This window comes from Marinobacter sp. H13 (assembly GCF_059072335.1).
On the sequence record NZ_JCACRU010000001.1, the window covers coordinates 4,304,492 to 4,321,888 of the forward strand.

Sequence of the window (17,397 nt, forward strand, 5' to 3'; positions counted from 1 at the left end):
GGCGGCAAAATATAGGGCGTTGGCTTTTTTTGTCAATGGAAGAGTCGGGAAAACCCATAATTTGACATTGGCTGTAAATCAGGGATATCCCGAATGACAACGGATTCGGGCAGGAAAAGGATTTGTCAATCCTCCTTATAGCTGGCTTAACCCCCTGAAATACGCGGCCTGAGCGACGTTGCACGTTTGTAATTGGTTAGGGTACTCCTTATAATCCCTAGCCCGGAATCGGGGATAAACCTTTTCCCGCTGCCTGTAAATAGCGGGTTGCCGGTGAGGTTTCCTCCCTTCTGAGCCAATCGTGTGCCGGTTTCGTATCTGCACGCCGATCCTTACATACCAACCATCCGCATCCGGTTTTCCGGTCCCGCGGAACCAAGAGAGAGTGTGAGAGCGCTGTGAATAGCAAACGACCAGTAAATCTCGATCTCGGCAAGTTTCATTTTCCGCTGCCAGCCATTACGTCCATATTGCACCGTATCAGCGGCATCATCATTTTTGTTGGTGTTGCGTTCATGCTTTACGGACTTCAGCTTTCCCTGTCCGGGGAAGAGGGCTTCAGTCGCGTCAATGAACTGCTGGACAGCTTCCTTGCCAAGCTGATTATCTGGGGCATCTTGTCTGCTCTGTTGTACCACCTGGTTGCGGGTATCAAGCACCTGTTCATGGATGTGGGCATTGGTGAAGAGCTCGAGAGCGGCCGCCTCGCCTCGAAGATCACGGTTGTGGTTTCCGTCATTCTCATCGTTCTGGCAGGAGTCTGGGTATGGTAAATAGCGTCACGAACCTGGGTCGCAGTGGTGTCTTCGACTGGCTGATCCAGAGGGTAACTGCCTACGTACTTGCTTTGTATACAATTTTCCTGCTCGGTTATATGTTGACGACCGATGTTAACTACGACACCTGGAACGCGTTGTTTGACCAGACCTGGTTTCGCATCTTTACCCTGATGGCATTGCTGTCAATTGGCGCTCACGCCTGGGTAGGGCTCTGGACAGTGACCACGGACTACATCAAGGCCATGGGTCCCAGGTTTATCGTGCAGGCAGCTTGTGGGCTGACCATGTTCGTATATGTGGTTTGGGGCATTCAGATTCTTTGGGGGCTTTAATCGATGGCTAATATCAAGACCATGTCTTTTGACGCGATTGTTATCGGTGGTGGCGGGTCCGGCATGCGTGCCGCGCTTCAGCTGACCGAATCCGGCGTCAATACCGCGTGTATCACCAAGGTTTTCCCCACGCGGTCTCATACGGTCTCTGCGCAGGGCGGTATTACCTGTGCTATTGCCAGTGCTGATCCGAACGACGACTGGCGCTGGCACATGTATGACACGGTAAAAGGCTCGGACTACATTGCCGACCAGGATGCCGTCGAGTACATGTGTTCTGTAGGCCCTCAGGCGGTGTTCGAGCTTGAGCACATGGGTCTTCCTTTCTCCCGTACCGAGCAGGGTCGTATCTATCAGCGTCCTTTCGGTGGCCAGTCCAAGGGCCCGGATAACCCGACTCAGGCAGCTCGTACCTGTGCAGCTGCCGACCGTACCGGTCACGCGCTTCTGCATACCCTGTATCAGGCCAACATCAAGGGCGGCACAACGTTCCTGAACGAGTGGTACGCGGTTGATCTCGTCAAGAACAGCAAGGACGAGGTCGTTGGTGTGGTCGCCATCGAAGTCGAGACCGGCGAAGTTGCTTACATCAAGTCCAAGGCAACCGTTCTGGCTACCGGTGGCGCGGGTCGTATCTACGCCTCCACAACAAACGCCCTGATCAATACGGGCGATGGTATCGGCATGGCGCTGCGCGCCGGTTTCCCGATGCAGGACATGGAGATGTGGCAGTTCCATCCGACCGGCATCTACGGTGCTGGCACGCTGGTGACCGAAGGTTGCCGGGGTGAGGGTGGTTATCTGATCAACGCCGAGGGCGAGCGTTTCATGGAGCGCTATGCGCCGAACGCGAAAGACCTGGCAGGCCGGGACGTTGTTGCCCGCGCCATGGTTATCGAGATCCTGGAAGGTCGTGGCTGTGGTCCCGACAAGGATCACGTGCTGCTGAAGCTTGATCATCTGGGCGAAGAAACCCTGAACCTGCGTTTGCCGGGCATCTGTGAGCTGTCCCGCACCTTTGCACACGTTGATCCGGTGAAAGAGCCGATCCCGGTTGTTCCGACCTGTCACTACATGATGGGCGGTATTCCGACCAACGTTGGTGGCCAGGCGCTGACCCAGGACGAGAATGGCAAGGACAAGCCGATCCCCGGGCTGTTCGCCTGTGGTGAAGCAGCCTGTGTATCGGTACACGGTGCCAACCGTCTGGGTGGTAACTCTCTGCTGGATCTGGTGGTCTTCGGTCGCGCAGCGGGTCTGCACATCGAGGAGCAGCTTCGTGGCGGCTTTGAAGTGGACGGTGCCAGCGAAGACGACATCAAACGCGCGATGGCGCGGCTTGACCGCCTGAACAACGCCTCCGAAGGCGAGAGTGTTGCGGAAGTTCGGAAAGATCTCCAGAACTGTATGCAGCTGTACTTCGGTGTATTCCGTGACGGCAAGAGCATGGAAGAGGGTCTCAAGAAGCTGGAAGCCATTGGTGAGCGCGTTCGCAACACCAAGCTGGCTGATACCAGCAACGCCTTTAACACTGCTCGTATCGAGGCGCTCGAACTGGACAACCTTTATGAGGTTGCCCTGTCCACAGCGATTTCCGCGTTCGAGCGTAAGGAAAGCCGTGGTGCCCACGCCAGGAACGATTTCACCGAGCGTGATGACGAGAACTGGCTCAAGCACTCCATGTACTTCCCGCTGGAAAAGCGTGTGGGCAAGCGTGATGTGAACTTTGCACCGAAGACGGTGGACAAGTTCGAGCCGAAGGTCCGGACTTACTAAGGGGGATTCCGAAAATGTTGGTAAGCCTTTATCGTTATAACCCGGAGACCGACAACGCGCCTTATATGCAGGACGTGGATGTCGAAATTCCGGAAGGCAAGGATCTCATGGTTCTTGACGTGCTGAACCTGGTCAAAGAGCGGGATCCTTCGATGGCCTATCGCCGTTCCTGTCGGGAGGGCGTTTGTGGCTCCGACGGCATGAACATGAACGGCAAGAACGGGCTGGCCTGTATCACGCCTGTTTCCCAGGTGGTGAAGGGCGATAAGCTGGTTCTGCGCCCGCTGCCGGGCCTGCCGGTTATTCGTGATCTGGTTGTAGATATGAGTCTTTTCTATAAGCAGTATGAAAAGGTCATGCCGTACCTGATTAACGACAAGCCTGCGCCTGCGATCGAGCGGCTGCAGTCTCCGGAAGACCGCCAGAAGCTGGACGGCCTGTACGAGTGTATTCTCTGTGCTTGCTGCTCCACGTCCTGCCCGTCATTCTGGTGGAACCCTGACAAGTTTATCGGTCCTGCTGGCCTGCTTCAGGCCTACCGTTTCCTGGCTGACAGCCGGGATACAGCCCAGGAAGAGCGACTTGCCAACCTTGATGACCCGTTCAGCGTATTCCGTTGCCGGGGCATCATGAATTGTGTAAGTGTCTGCCCGAAAGGCCTGAACCCCACAAGGGCTATCGGCCACATTCGGAATCTTCTGCTGCAAAGGGCGACTTAAGCAGCAGGATTTGCGACAGACGCTATACTGTTCTGATCAGGTTAGTACCCGGAAGGCCTCGCAAGTTTGCGGGGCCTTCAACCAAAGGCTTATAGTCAAAGGTCTTACCCGGGTGCACACTACGCAAGCCGTGGCGGGAACTTATAAAGTTTTCTCCCTGTTTTGCTGAGTATAAAAACCACCGGGGAATGGAAAACATCCATGTCGGGTGTGGTGGCCAAAGTCGATCCCGTAAAAACCCGTATTGACTGAGAAATACCCCTGGCCGACCATATCGGGCTCCCCGCACCAGCCCAAGGTGAGCTATTCAAGATGCACGAAAGCATAATGGAGCAGTTATGGCAGACTTCCCACCTCCAGGGTGGAAATCTCGCCTATGTTGAACAGCTTTTTGAAACCTACCTGACAGACCCCAACGCCGTTCCCGAAGAGTGGCGCAGCTATTTCGACAAGCTTCCCAGTGTCGATGGCTACAAGGGCCGTGACATTGTCCACTCTTCCATCCGCGAACAGTTTGAACACATTTCCCGCAATCAGCGTTTTCTTGCCAGCGGCGGCGTTCCCGCAAGCGCCACGTCTGATGCGGACAAGAAGCAGATTCGTGTTCTCCAGCTGATCAACGCCTATCGCTTCCGCGGTCATCAGGAAGCGAAGCTGGACCCGCTCGGTGTATGGCAGCGTCCCCGGGTCGAAGACCTCGATCCCGAATTTCATGAGCTATCCGACTCTGACAGGGATCTCGAATTCCAGACCGGCTCCCTGAACCTTGGCTCCGAGACCATGAAGCTCGGAGACATTGTCGATGGCCTGCGCCAGACCTATTGCGAAAGCATCGGTGCCGAATACATGCACGTGGTGGATACCCGCATCAAGCGTTGGTTCCAGCAGCGCATGGAGCCGGTTCGTTCACGCCCGGCATACGAAGATAACACCCGTAAGCATATCCTTGAGCGCCTGACGGCTGCCGAAGGCCTTGAGAAGTACCTGGGGTCCCGCTACCCCGGCGTAAAGCGGTTCGGCCTTGAGGGTGGCGAGAGTCTGATCCCCTGTTTGGACGAGCTGATTCAGCGTGCCGGCTCCTATGGCGCCAAGGAAATCGTCCTGGGTATGGCTCACCGTGGCCGCCTCAACGTTCTTGTTAATACCCTGGGCAAGAATCCACGGGAGCTCTTCGACGAATTCGAGGGCAAGAAGCTCGCAGATTCTGGCTCCGGTGATGTGAAGTACCACCAGGGCTTCTCATCCAACGTGATGACGCCGGGTGGCGAAGTTCACCTGGCAATGGCGTTTAACCCGTCACACCTTGAAATCGTTTCTCCGGTTGTTGAGGGCTCTGTCCGGGCTCGTCAAACCCGCCGTAACGACAATGAGGGCACCAAGGTCGTTCCGATTATCATGCACGGCGACGCAGCATTTGCCGGCCAGGGCGTGGTGATGGAAACCTTCCAGATGTCCCAGACCCGCGGCTTCGGCGTTGGTGGCACCATTCATATCGTGATCAACAACCAGGTTGGTTTCACCACCAGCAAGCAGGAAGATGCGCGGTCAACGGAATACTGTACCGACGTTGCCAAGATGATCCAGGCGCCGATTCTGCATGTGAATGCGGATGACCCTGAAGCGGTCATGTTCGTGACACAGATGGCGATGGATTATCGCAACGAATTCAAGAACGACGTTGTGATCGACCTGGTTTGCTATCGCCGTCGCGGTCACAACGAAGCGGACGAGCCGGCAGCAACCCAGCCGGTCATGTACGAGAAAATCCGCAAGCTGAAGACCACCCGCAACCTGTACGTGGATCAATTGGTGGAAGCCGGTGTTATCACCGAGGAAGAAGCCAAGCAGATGGAGAACGACTACCGTGACGCCCTGGACAATGGCGAGCACGTGGTCAAATCCCTGGTCAAGGAGCCCAACAAAGAGCTCTACGTTGACTGGACTCCTTACCTCGGCCACGAGTGGACAGCCAAGTGCAAGTCCAGCGTTGCGCTGAAGACGATCCAGAAGCTGGGCAAGAAACTGACCTCTGTCCCTGAAGGTTTCAGTATCCAGCGTCAGGTCTCCAAGATTGTTTCCGACCGCGAAAAAATGACCGCCGGCGCCCTGCCTATCAACTGGGGCTACGGTGAAGTCATGGCGTACGCCACGCTGTTGGACGAAGGTCACCCAATCCGTCTTACGGGGCAGGATATTGGCCGTGGCACGTTCTCTCACCGCCATGCCGTCCTTCACAACCAGAAAGATGGATCGACCCATATTGCTCTGGCGGAATTGTCGGAAGATCAGCCCAAATTCGAAATTTACGACTCGCTGCTGTCGGAAGAAGCCGTAATGGCGTTCGAGTACGGCTACGCCACTACCGCGCCTGATGGCCTTGTGGTCTGGGAAGCGCAGTTCGGCGATTTTGCCAATGGTGCCCAGGTTGTAATCGACCAGTTCCTGACCAGTGGTGAGCACAAGTGGGGGCGCCTTTGTGGTCTGACCCTTCTGCTGCCCCATGGTTACGAAGGGCAGGGGCCGGAGCACAGCTCGGCGCGCCTTGAGCGTTTCCTGCAACTGAGTGCAGAGCATAATATCCAGGTTTGCGTGCCCACCACGCCTTCCCAGGTATTCCATATGCTGCGGCGCCAGGTAAAACGCCCGTTGCGCAAGCCGTTGGTAGCCATTACGCCCAAGAGCCTGCTGCGGCACAAGGAAGCGACGTCTGATCTTGATGATCTGACCAGCGGTACTTTCAAGACGGTGCTGCCCGAGAAAGAACCGTCCGATCCGAAGAAGGTCACCCGTCTGATCCTGTGCTCAGGCAAGGTGTATTTCGATCTGCTTGAAAAGAAGAAGTCGGACGAGCGTGATGACGTGGCCATTGTCCGGATCGAACAGCTGTATCCTTTCCCCGGAGACGATCTTGACGAGCTCCTGAGCGAGTACACCAAGCTCAAGCACGTTGTCTGGTGTCAGGAAGAGCCGATGAACCAGGGGGCCTGGTACTGCAGCCAGCATCATATGCGCAACGCGCTGCATCGCAAGAACCCCAAGCTGTATCTTCAGTATGCCGGTCGTGACGCTTCGGCTGCTCCTGCCTGTGGCCATATGTCGGTCCACATTGAAGAGCAGAAGAAACTGGTTAACGACGCGTTTGAAATTTGACGAGCTACCGAACTAAGGATCTGTAATGTCAACTGAGATTAAAGCCCCCGTTTTCCCGGAGTCGGTCGCGGAAGGTACTGTCGCGACCTGGCACAAACAGCCGGGTGAAGCCTGCTCCCGTGACGAGCTGATTGTCGATATCGAGACCGACAAGGTTGTTCTTGAGGTTGTTGCGCCTGCTGACGGCGTGATTGAAGAAATCATCAAGAACGAAGGCGATACCGTTGAAAGTGGTGAGGTAGTCGGCAAGTTCAAGGAAGGCGCCAAGGGCGAATCCAAGCCTGCCGAGGGTAAGAAAGAAGAAAGCAAGGAAGAGGCTCCGAAGGAAGAAGCCAAGAGTGAGGCATCTTCCGGCGAAGCCATCCTGAGCCCGGCGGCCCGAAAGCTGGCTGAGGAAAATAACGTCGATCCGAACAGCATCAAGGGTACCGGTAAAGATGGCCGCGTAACCAAGGAAGACGTTCAGAACCACGTAGACAGCGCCAAGTCCTCCGGCGGTGCTGCCGCACCCCAGCCTGCGGCTGGTATGCCGGAAGTCAACGTCAGCCAGGGCGAACGTCCCGAGAAGCGCGTACCGATGACCCGCCTGCGTGCGAGCATCGCCAAGCGTCTGGTTAATGCCCAGCAGAGCGCAGCCATGCTGACCACCTTTAACGAGGTGAACATGGGCCCGATCATGGAGATGCGCAAGCAGTACCAGGACAGCTTTGTGAAGCGTCACGGTATCAAGCTTGGCTTCATGTCGTTCTTTACCAAGGCTGCCACCGAAGCCCTGAAGCGCTTCCCGGCGGTGAACGCGTCCATCGATGGTAACGACATGGTGTATCACGGTTACCAGGACATCGGCGTGGCGGTTTCCACCGATCGCGGCCTGGTGGTTCCTGTTCTGCGTGATTCCGACGCCATGGGTCTGGCCGACATCGAGAAGAAGATCGTCGAGTACGGCACCAAGGCGAAAGAAGGCAAACTGGCCATTGAAGATATGACCGGCGGTACCTTCACAATTACCAACGGCGGTATCTTCGGTTCGCTGATTTCCACACCGATCCTGAACCCTCCGCAGACAGCCATCCTGGGCATGCACAAGATCCAGGAGCGTCCGATGGCCGTGAACGGCAAGGTGGAAATTCAGCCGATGATGTACCTGGCGCTTTCTTACGACCACAGAATGATTGATGGTAAGGAAGCGGTGCAGTTCCTCGTTGCCATCAAGGAAATGCTTGAAGACCCGGCACGTATTCTGCTGGACGTCTGAGCCGACATTTAACGAATCGGAAACGGGATAAAAGTATGTCTGATAAGTACGACGTCATTGTCATTGGTGCAGGCCCCGGGGGCTACGTAGCTGCCATCAAAGCGGCACAGCTGGGTCTCAAGACCGCGTGTGTCGAGTCCTGGACTTCAGAAGACGGCAAGGCACAGGTGCTCGGTGGTACCTGCCTGAACGTTGGTTGCATCCCCTCCAAGGCGCTGCTGGAGATTTCCCACAAGTTTGAGGAATCCAGCCACGATTTCGAGATGCAGGGCATCATTGCCAAGGATGTCAAAATGGACATCGGCAAGATGATGGAGCGCAAGAGCGGCATCGTTAAGCAGCTGACCGGCGGTATCGCAGGCTTGTTCAAGTCCAACGGCGTGACTTCCATCCATGGCCACGGCAAATTGCTGGCCAACCGCAAGGTGGAAGTAACCGACAAGGACGGCAAGTCGAAGACCTACGAAGCCGAAAACATCATTCTGGCCACCGGTTCCAAGCCGATCCAGATTCCGCCCGCGCCTTTCGACGGCGAATACATCGTGGATTCCGAGGGTGCCCTCGAGTTCACCGAGGTGCCGAAGCGCCTGGGTGTGATTGGTGCCGGCGTTATCGGCCTGGAACTCGGCAGTGTCTGGGCCCGCCTGGGCGCCGAAGTCACCGTTCTGGAAGCCCAGGACACCTTCCTGCCGGCCGTTGACCAGCAGGTAGCAAAAGATGCCCTGAAACAGTTCCAGAAGCAGGGACTGAACATCGTCATGGGTGCGCGTATGACTGGCGCGGAAGTAAAGCGCAAGCTGGTGAACGTGAACTACGAGGATTCCAAGGGCAAGCACGAAGCCAAGTTCGACAAGCTGATCGTGGCTGTTGGTCGTCGACCCTACACCGACAACCTGTTGTCGGAAGATTCCGGCGTCCAGATGGATGAGCGCGGCTTCATCTTTGTTGATGACAACTGTAAAACCGAAGCCCCGGGTGTCTGGGCGATCGGTGACGTGGTTCGTGGACCCATGCTGGCCCACAAGGCGTCTGAAGAAGGCATCATGGTTGCGGAGCGTATTGCCGGGCACAAGCCTCAGGTGAACTACGACTGCATCCCGAACGTTGTCTACACCTTCCCGGAAGTTGCCTGGGTTGGCAAAACCGAAGAGCAGATGAAGGCAGAAGGTGAAGAGTACAACGTAGGTACCTTCCCGTTTGCGGCCAACGGTCGTGCAATGGCTGCAAACTCGGCGTCCGGTCTGGTCAAGATCATTGCTGACGCAAAAACTGACCGCATTGTCGGTTTCCATGTAGTTGGTCCCCAGGCCTCTGAAATCGTTGCCCAGGGCGTAATCGCCATGGAATTCGGTTCCAGCGCCGAAGATCTGGCCCTGACCTGTTTTGCACATCCGACTCTGTCCGAGTCCGTGCATGAAGCAGCTCTGGCCGTCGGTGGTGGCGCGATCCACATCGCCAACCGCCGCAAGAAGAAGTAACGCAAACCAGGAATTTTTTAATTCGGGACATTAACTATGAATTTGCATGAATATCAGGGCAAACAGCTTTTCGCTGAATATGGCCTGCCAGTATCCAAGGGCATTGCCTGTGATACTCCGAAGGAAGCTGTAGACGCAGCTGGTGAAATCGGCGGTGATGCATGGGTTGTGAAAGCCCAGGTTCACGCAGGTGGCCGTGGTAAGGCTGGCGGTGTAAAGCTGGTCAAGAGCAAAGAAGAGATCCGTGAGTTTGCCGAGAAGTGGCTGGGCCAGAACCTGGTAACCTACCAGACAGATGAAAACGGCCAGCCGGTGAGCAAGATCCTGGTTGAATCCCTCACCGACATCGACCAGGAGCTTTACCTGGGCGCGGTTGTTGACCGGGGCACTCGCCGCATCGTGTTCATGGCCTCCACCGAAGGTGGTGTTGAGATCGAGAAGGTTGCCGAAGAAACGCCCGAGAAGATCCTGAAAGCCGAAATCGACCCGCTGGTTGGCGCTCAGCCGTACCAGGGCCGCGAGCTCGCGTTCAAACTGGGCCTGGAAGGCAAGCAGATCGGTCAGTTCACCAAGATCTTCGTTGGTCTGGCCAAGCTGTTCGAAGAGTGCGATCTGGCACTGGTAGAAATCAACCCGCTGGTTATTACCCCGGCTGGTGATCTGCACTGCCTGGACGCCAAAGTCGGCGTCGACGGCAACGCACTGTACCGCCAGAAAAAGATCCACGAGATGCACGATCCCTCCCAGGAAGATTCCCGGGAAGCGGAAGCGGCCAAGTGGGAGCTCAACTACGTGGCCCTGGAAGGCAACATTGGCTGCATGGTCAACGGTGCCGGCCTGGCCATGGGTACCATGGACATCATCAAGCTGTCCGGCGGCCAGCCTGCCAACTTTCTGGACGTTGGCGGCGGTGCAACCAAGGAGCGTGTTTCCGAGGCATTCAAGATCATCCTGTCTGACTCCAATGTGAAGGCGGTTCTGGTCAACATCTTCGGTGGTATCGTTCGCTGCGACATGATTGCAGAGGGCATCATCGGTGCCGTGAAGGAAGTCGGCGTCAAGGTTCCTGTTGTGGTTCGCCTTGAAGGCAACAACGCGGAGAAGGGTACTCAGGTACTCGCCGAGAGCGGTCTGAACATCATTGCCGCTACCAGTCTGTCGAATGCGGCAGAGCAAGTTGTTAAAGCCGCAGGGGGTAAATAATGAGCATCCTGATTAACAAAGACACCAAGGTTATCTGTCAGGGCTTTACCGGCGCACAGGGCACCTTCCACTCAGAGCAGGCGATCGCCTACGGCACCAAGATGGTTGGTGGCGTCAGCCCCGGCAAGGGCGGTACCGAGCATCTGGGTCTGCCGGTGTTCAACACCGTGCGTGACGCCGTTGAAGCAACCGGCGCTGAAGCGACCGTTATCTACGTACCTGCGCCGTTCTGTAAGGACGCCATCATCGAAGCGGCGGATGCCGGCATTCAGCTGATCGTATGTATCACTGAAGGTATCCCTACTATCGATATGCTGTACGCCAAAGAATACGTGGATCGCAAAGGCGTTCGCATGATTGGTCCGAACTGCCCGGGTGTTATCACTCCGGACGAGTGCAAGATCGGCATCATGCCTGGCCACATCCACAAGAAGGGCAAGGTTGGCATCGTGTCCCGTTCAGGCACCCTGACTTACGAAGCGGTCAAGCAGACCACTGACTTCGGCTACGGTCAGTCCACCTGTATCGGTATCGGTGGTGACCCGATCCCGGGCTCCAACTTCATCGACATTCTGGCCCTGCTCGAGAAAGATCCCGAGACAGAAGCCATTGTGATGATTGGCGAGATCGGCGGTACCGCCGAGGAAGAAGCTGCGGCCTACATCAAGCAGAACGTCTCCAAGCCGGTGGTTTCCTACATCGCTGGTGTTACTGCGCCTCCGGGCAAGCGCATGGGCCATGCCGGCGCCATCATCTCCGGTGGCAAGGGTACAGCAGACGATAAGTTTGCTGCCCTGGAAGACGCTGGTGTTCGCACCGTACGCAGTCTGGCCGAGATCGGTCAGGCCCTGAAGGAAGTCACTGGCTGGTAAGCTGGCCTTCTTTCAGTAAAAACCCCCGTTTCTGCCCTGCAGAGCGGGGGTTTTTTATTTATAATGACGGGTCGCCTGAACTATGATGGCGGTTCCAATACCAAATAAGGAGTTCGTGCTTTGAGTTCTGTAGATTCCCAGCAAAGGGTTTTGTCCGGCATGCGTCCGACCGGCAAGCTTCACCTTGGCCACTACCACGGTGTGCTGAAAAACTGGGTTAAACTCCAGCATGAATTCGAATGTTTTTTCTTTGTGGCGGACTGGCACGCGCTCACCACCAACTACGATGACCCCTCCGGCATTGAACAAAGCGTCTGGGATATGGTCATTGATTGGCTGGCGGCCGGTGTGAACCCGGGCTCGTCCACGATGTTTATCCAGTCGCAGGTGCCCGAGCACGCCGAACTGCATCTGCTGCTCTCGATGATCACGCCCCTCGGGTGGCTGGAACGCGTGCCGACGTTCAAGGATCAGCAGGAGAAGCTGCGGGAGAAGGATCTGGCGACCTACGGGTTCCTGGGTTACCCGCTGCTTCAGAGTGCAGATATTCTGGTTTACCGGGCAGGAAAAGTGCCTGTTGGTGCGGATCAGGTTTCCCACGTTGAAATCACCAGGGAAATCGCGCGCCGGTTCAACCACATCTATGGTCGCGAGCCAGGCTTTGAAGAGCAGGCGGAAGGTGCCATCGTGAAGATGGGCAAGAAAAACGCCAAGCTCTATCGCAATCTCAAGAGGCGTTACCAGGAAGAGGGCGACATGGACGCCCTGGAAACGGCCCGTGCTCTGTTGAAAGAACAACAGAATATCTCCCTGGGCGATCGTGAGCGTCTTTACGGTTACATTGAAGGTGGCGGCAAGGTGATTTTGCCGGAGCCCCAACCGCTGCTGACGCCGGAATCCAAATTGCCGGGGCTGGATGGGCAGAAAATGTCCAAGTCCTACAACAACTATATCGGCCTGCGGGAAGAGCCGGACAGCGTAGCCCAGAAGGTTCGCACCATGCAGACCGATCCCCAGCGGGTCCGTCGAACCGACGCGGGTGAACCCGAAAAGTGCCCGGTGTGGGGAATGCACAAGATCTATTCTGACGCCGACACTCAGGAGTGGGTGCAGACCGGTTGTCGCAGTGCCGGCATCGGTTGCCTGGATTGCAAGAAGCCGTTGATTGACGCGATTGTCGAGGAGCAGCGTCCGCTCCACGAACGCGCGCGGGAGTATGAGGGCAATCCGGATCTGGTTCATTCCATTCTCCAGGAAGGTCGCGAACACGCCCGCGACGCCGCCCGCGACACCCTGGAGGAAGTCCGGGCCGCCATGGGGCTTCATTACCGCTGAATCCGCAGGAGTCGGTGCCACGAGCATACAGCCAGTGCGCTGACCCGGAGTGAAAGGTTATGACTGAAGAATCCACCGATCAGGCCACGCCCGAAGCCGAGGACGCTGCACCGGAGCAGTCGCCCCTGGCGCGGGTGTCCGGCAAGCCGGTGGTGGATCTTCCCAAGGATTTGTACATTCCGCCGGACGCCCTTGCGGTCTTCCTTGAGGCGTTCGAAGGGCCGCTGGATCTTCTGCTGTATCTCATCCGTCGCCAGAACATGAACATTCTGGACATCGACGTTAGCGAAATTACCCGGCAATACATGGATTACATCGGTGCCGTGGAGGCCATGCGGTTCGAGCTGGCTGCGGAATACCTGGTGATGGCCGCCACATTGGCGGAGATCAAATCGAGGATGCTGTTGCCTCGACAGGAAAGCGACGATGAGGAAGAGGTTGATCCCCGGGCCGAACTGATTCGCCGGCTTCAGCAATACGAACGGTTCAAGCAGGCTGCCGAGGACATTGATGAATTACCGCGCCTGGAACGCGATACCTTTGCCGCCTCCGCCGCGCTGCCGAAGATGCCCTCCAGTCAGCCCCATCCGGATGTAGACTTGCGGGAAATGCTGCTGGCTCTGCAAGGCGTGCTTCAGCGGGCAGACCTGTTTACCAGTCACCATGTTGAACGGGAAAGGCTTTCGACCCGGGAGCGCATGTCCGCAATCCTGTCGGTGCTTCAGGACGATCATTTTGTGACATTCGAAAGCCTGTTTACGATTGAAGAGGGCCGGCTCGGCGTCGTGGTGACCTTCCTGGCCACGCTTGAGCTGGTCAAAGAGCAGCTGATCGAGGTTGTCCAGGCCGAGGTCCTGGGCCCTATTCATGTTCGAGCCAGGGCAGCCAGCTAGGGCCTCCCAACGTTCAAAGCACGGAAATACGGATCAGACACCATGAACGAAGAACACCTGCTGAGAATACAGGCGATTGCTGAAGCGGCCCTGCTGGCTGCGGGCAAACCCTTGTCTCTCGACCAGCTTCGGGACCTGTTCAGTGAAGAGGAACGCCCCGCACGCCAGGTAATGGAACATGTCATGGTACTTCTGGAGGCGGCTTGCGAAGGGCGCGGTTTTGAATTGAAGAGGGTTGCCAGTGGCTACCGTATTCAGGTCCGCGAAGAATTCGCGCCCTGGGTAGGGCGTTTGTTTGAGGAAAAGCCCCAGCGCTATTCCCGGGCGTTGCTTGAAACCCTGGCATTGATCGCCTATCGGCAGCCAATCACCCGGGGTGAAATCGAGGATATTCGGGGTGTCACGGTAAGCAGCAATATCATTCGCACTCTGCTTGAGCGAGAGTGGGTTCGCGTCGTTGGGCATCGGGATGTTCCCGGCCGTCCGGCCATGTATGCAACTACGAAACAGTTTCTGGACTACTTTAACCTCACGGGCCTGGATCAGATGCCGCCCCTGAATGAAGTCCGCGATCTTGAAGAGATCGGCCGGGAAATTGAAAAGAACATGCAGGCGGAGATCGAGTTCGAATCAACGACTGCCGAGAACGACGACGAATCTTCGAGCCAGACACTTCACTGACGCCATTCGGGTGTCAGTCAGATACTAAGGATTGATTTCATGGCGGCAGAACGCCCCAACAAACCAGCCAGACCAGCCAAGGACAACGCGAGCCAGGGTGGTGGGCCAGAGCGTATTCAGAAATTGCTTGCCCGCGCGGGCATCGGTTCGCGCCGGGAAATTGAAGGCTGGATGGAAGCCGGCCGCCTGCTGGTCAACGGGCAACCTGTGGCGCCCGGGCAAAAAGCGACTGTTGAGGATCGCTTCGAACTCGACGGCAAGCGACTGGAAGTGTCCGGTGCGGCGGAAGTGATGCGCCGGGTACTGATCTATAACAAACCTGAGGGTGAGGTTACCACTCGAAAGGATCCTGAGGGGCGGCCGACGGTGTTTGATCGTTTGCCACGTCTCAAGGAGCACCGGTGGATTTCCATCGGACGGCTGGATATCAATACCACGGGTCTGGTGCTCTTCACCACAGACGGCGAGTTGGCGAATCGCCTGATGCACCCGTCCAACCAGATTGATCGGGAATACGCGGTACGGATCTTCGGGGAAGTGGACGATGCGATGATCGAGCGCCTGCTTCAGGGCGTTCTCCTGGAAGATGGCATGGCCAAGTTCACCGATATCTCTCCGGCCGGCGGTAGCGGTATAAATCGCTGGTTCCACGTGACCTTGCTGGAAGGGCGCAATCGGGAAGTTCGTCGTCTTTGGGAATCCCAGGGTGTTCGCGTCAGTCGGCTGAAGCGCGTGCGCTACGGGCCGATCTTCCTGCCGAGCAGGCTGACTGTAGGAAAATGGGAAGAGCTGGATCAGCGGGCAGTAGACACCCTGAGCCGCACGGTTGGTCTCGAAGCGGTTGAAATTCCGCAGAAAACACCAAATGAGAAAGCGGCCCACGACCGTCAGAGGCGGAAAAGCCCTGGCCGGTCCGGTAAGAAAACACCCGGTAACAAATGGGCTGTCAGCGACACCAAACCTGCCAAACCAGCCGGGCGTGCTCCCCGGCCAGAGAGAGCCCGAAGCAAGACCCCCCGGGGCTGATCGTTACGAAATGGTGGCAAACACCCGGGTGCAGTTACGGCCCTGGTGTTTGGCGCGATAGAGTGCCTCGTCCGCCCTTGCCAGCCAGGCCTGGGGCGCCTCCTTGGGCAGGAAGGTGGCAACGCCACAACTCGTTGTGACCTTCAGTTCCTTCTCTCCGCCATCAACCCGGATAGCGGCGATCGCTTCGCGAACGCGCTCTGCTACATCCCTGGCATCCTGCTCCGAGGTATGCGGGAGCAGGATAGCAAACTCCTCGCCGCCAAAGCGGTAGACTGAATCCGAGGTTCGGATCGACTTCTCGATCTCGCACGCGGCCAATTGCAGAAGATGGTCGCCAACCACATGGCCGTGAGTGTCGTTCACCGTCTTGAAGTGGTCCAGATCGCAGAGGACGAGCGAGTAGGGCTCGCCATGGCGCTCTGATAACAGGCTGGAGCGTTGCAGAGCGTCGTCCAGGGCGCGTTTGTTGGGTATGCCGGTCAGGGAATCTGTCAGAGATGCCTGCTCAATGGCCACGTACTGGCAGGCGTTGCGAATCGGGCAGATCGCCGCACTCAGAACCATCTCGACGCCTTCCAACTCCTGTTCCGAGAACCTCTGCCGACGTTGCAGTACCAGGGTCCCATAATTGACACCTTCAAGGCTCAGCCGGTACTCGCAGCGGTGTGGGCCCCCCATGCCTGTGGCATAGACGAAATCCTGTTTCCCGATCCGGTGCCGGTAGTTGAGCGCACTGAATGGAACAATAGCGACCAGCTCTTCGGCCAGGATCGCCAGCTGCTGTTCCAGCGACAGGGTGGTGGACAGCCGGCGCGTCAGCCTGGTGAGTACATCCGGCGTATTGTTCCAGTCCTGGTGTGCCTGACGCAGCGCGGCCAGTTTCTGGGGCTGGGAAGGAGACTGATGGATCGACGGTATGTTTTTCACTACGGTTCACTCTGTCGCAGAAGTTTACAGTGCTTTGCGTGTGCAAAGCAGAAACCGTGCCCAGTCATAAAAAGCTAACAAAAACAGCGAGTAACGAGGCTAACATCACTTGGTTTCTGATTTTTCGGCTGTCGTTCCCGATTTGCCGTCAAAAAACCGGCAGTGATTTGCCGCGATGTTCCTGAGCTATGCAAAATGTCAGACAAGGGGTGGGGCTATAGATTCCCTGTGGTAAACTTCTGCGTTTGAAATCGTGCCGTCTTCAGGAATGAGTGACCAACTTTATGAGGTTTCAGGCCCCGGAAAGTCTGTCTGAACAAATTGCCCAGCATCTGGGGCAACGAATCATCACGCGAGATCTCAAGCCCGGCGAACGCATTCAGGAATTGAAGGTGTCGGGAGAACTGAATGTCAGCCGTGGCTCCGTTCGGGAAGCGCTGCTCATTCTGGAGCGCCGTCATCTGATCGAGATTTTCCCCCGGCGGGGTGCCGTGGTCTCCAGCCTGACGCCAGAAAGCGTCAACAGCCTCTACGACATCTATATCGACCTTCTCTGCATGCTGGGGCGGAAGGTACTTGAGCGCTGGTCCGGCAGGGAGCTTGGCGGTGTCATGGGTCAGGTCCGTGAATTGCAGGCAGTCATTGATGCCCTGAACGCCACCAGTGCCGACGCCGCCGAGCAGGTTATTGATGCGGGTTTCGGGGTTATGCGTTACGCCTACGGCCTGGTTGAGAACCCGTTTCTGGAAGAAACCCTCGAGAATTTTCGGCCGGCCATCAGCCGCACCTATTTCGTGGCGCTGGAACACTTCCGGGAAGAAATCGGTGAAACGGCCACCTTCTTTCGGCAGCTGGCGGATGCCGCCGTCAACGACGACACTGAGCGGCTGCAAGCCGTTATCCAGGCCTTTGGGGAGCACCAGCGGCAGCAGGTGTTGACGATCCTCCGGCAGGAAGCGAGCGCCTGA

The 17,397-nt window shown here is 56.9% G+C and carries 15 protein-coding genes; 14 read left to right on the plus strand and 1 reads right to left on the minus strand.

What is annotated here, in order from left to right; all coding sequences use genetic code 11:
* Positions 1-398 precede the first annotated feature (398 nt).
* The 13 genes from sdhC (at position 399) to rluB (ending at position 15,499) form a co-directional block, all read left to right on the plus strand.
* Positions 399-773: a succinate dehydrogenase, cytochrome b556 subunit gene (gene sdhC, locus AC5JQH_RS20110; RefSeq protein WP_008174377.1), complete on the plus strand. Its 375-nt coding sequence runs from the start codon at positions 399-401 to the stop codon at positions 771-773.
* Positions 767-1,111: a succinate dehydrogenase, hydrophobic membrane anchor protein gene (gene sdhD / locus AC5JQH_RS20115; protein ID WP_008174380.1), complete on the plus strand. Its 345-nt coding sequence runs from the start codon at positions 767-769 to the stop codon at positions 1,109-1,111. The genes sdhC and sdhD overlap by 7 nt, the downstream gene beginning before the upstream one ends.
* A 3-nt stretch (positions 1,112-1,114) precedes the next feature.
* The gene (sdhA, locus tag AC5JQH_RS20120) at positions 1,115-2,887 is read left to right on the plus strand and encodes a succinate dehydrogenase flavoprotein subunit (RefSeq protein ID WP_008174382.1); all 1,773 of its coding nucleotides are present in this window, start codon (positions 1,115-1,117) and stop codon (positions 2,885-2,887) included.
* A gap of 14 nt (positions 2,888-2,901) precedes the next feature.
* Positions 2,902-3,606, plus strand: a complete 705-nt coding sequence (locus AC5JQH_RS20125) for a succinate dehydrogenase iron-sulfur subunit (protein ID WP_008174383.1) — start codon at positions 2,902-2,904, stop codon at positions 3,604-3,606.
* Positions 3,607-3,918: 312 nt separating this feature from the next.
* Complete coding sequence (locus tag AC5JQH_RS20130) at positions 3,919-6,756, plus strand: 2-oxoglutarate dehydrogenase E1 component (protein WP_493805902.1); 2,838 nt, start codon at positions 3,919-3,921, stop codon at positions 6,754-6,756.
* 25 nt (positions 6,757-6,781) lie between these two features.
* Positions 6,782-8,011, plus strand: coding sequence for a 2-oxoglutarate dehydrogenase complex dihydrolipoyllysine-residue succinyltransferase (gene odhB / locus AC5JQH_RS20135; protein ID WP_014576927.1), 1,230 nt, complete (start codon positions 6,782-6,784; stop codon positions 8,009-8,011).
* Between the two features lie 35 nt (positions 8,012-8,046).
* The gene (gene lpdA, locus AC5JQH_RS20140) at positions 8,047-9,489 is read left to right on the plus strand and encodes a dihydrolipoyl dehydrogenase (protein ID WP_008174390.1); all 1,443 of its coding nucleotides are present in this window, start codon (positions 8,047-8,049) and stop codon (positions 9,487-9,489) included.
* 36 nt (positions 9,490-9,525) lie between these two features.
* On the plus strand, positions 9,526-10,692 hold the full coding sequence (gene sucC, locus AC5JQH_RS20145; RefSeq protein ID WP_008174392.1) for an ADP-forming succinate--CoA ligase subunit beta: 1,167 nt from the start codon (positions 9,526-9,528) through the stop codon (positions 10,690-10,692).
* Complete coding sequence (sucD, locus tag AC5JQH_RS20150) at positions 10,692-11,564, plus strand: succinate--CoA ligase subunit alpha (protein WP_008174394.1); 873 nt, start codon at positions 10,692-10,694, stop codon at positions 11,562-11,564. Before sucC ends, sucD begins: the two co-directional genes overlap by 1 nt.
* Before the next feature lie 120 nt (positions 11,565-11,684).
* On the plus strand, positions 11,685-12,899 hold the full coding sequence (locus AC5JQH_RS20155; protein WP_075267709.1) for a tryptophan--tRNA ligase: 1,215 nt from the start codon (positions 11,685-11,687) through the stop codon (positions 12,897-12,899).
* A 59-nt stretch (positions 12,900-12,958) separates the two neighbouring features.
* Positions 12,959-13,792, plus strand: coding sequence for a segregation and condensation protein A (locus AC5JQH_RS20160; RefSeq protein ID WP_092032874.1), 834 nt, complete (start codon positions 12,959-12,961; stop codon positions 13,790-13,792).
* 42 nt (positions 13,793-13,834) lie between these two features.
* Positions 13,835-14,473, plus strand: a complete 639-nt coding sequence (gene scpB, locus AC5JQH_RS20165; RefSeq protein ID WP_286804031.1) for an SMC-Scp complex subunit ScpB — start codon at positions 13,835-13,837, stop codon at positions 14,471-14,473.
* A 39-nt stretch (positions 14,474-14,512) separates the two neighbouring features.
* On the plus strand, positions 14,513-15,499 hold the full coding sequence (rluB, locus tag AC5JQH_RS20170) for a 23S rRNA pseudouridine(2605) synthase RluB (RefSeq protein ID WP_288367413.1): 987 nt from the start codon (positions 14,513-14,515) through the stop codon (positions 15,497-15,499).
* Between the two features lie 3 nt (positions 15,500-15,502).
* Here the strand turns inward: rluB and AC5JQH_RS20175 are convergent, their stop codons facing one another.
* Positions 15,503-16,429 (minus strand): GGDEF domain-containing protein, encoded by a 927-nt coding sequence (locus tag AC5JQH_RS20175; protein ID WP_008174406.1) that lies wholly within the window; start codon positions 16,427-16,429, stop codon positions 15,503-15,505.
* A 284-nt stretch (positions 16,430-16,713) separates the two neighbouring features.
* Between AC5JQH_RS20175 and AC5JQH_RS20180 the strand changes: the two genes are divergently transcribed.
* Entirely contained in the window at positions 16,714-17,397 is a 684-nt protein-coding gene (locus tag AC5JQH_RS20180; RefSeq protein WP_008174408.1) for a GntR family transcriptional regulator, read from the plus strand.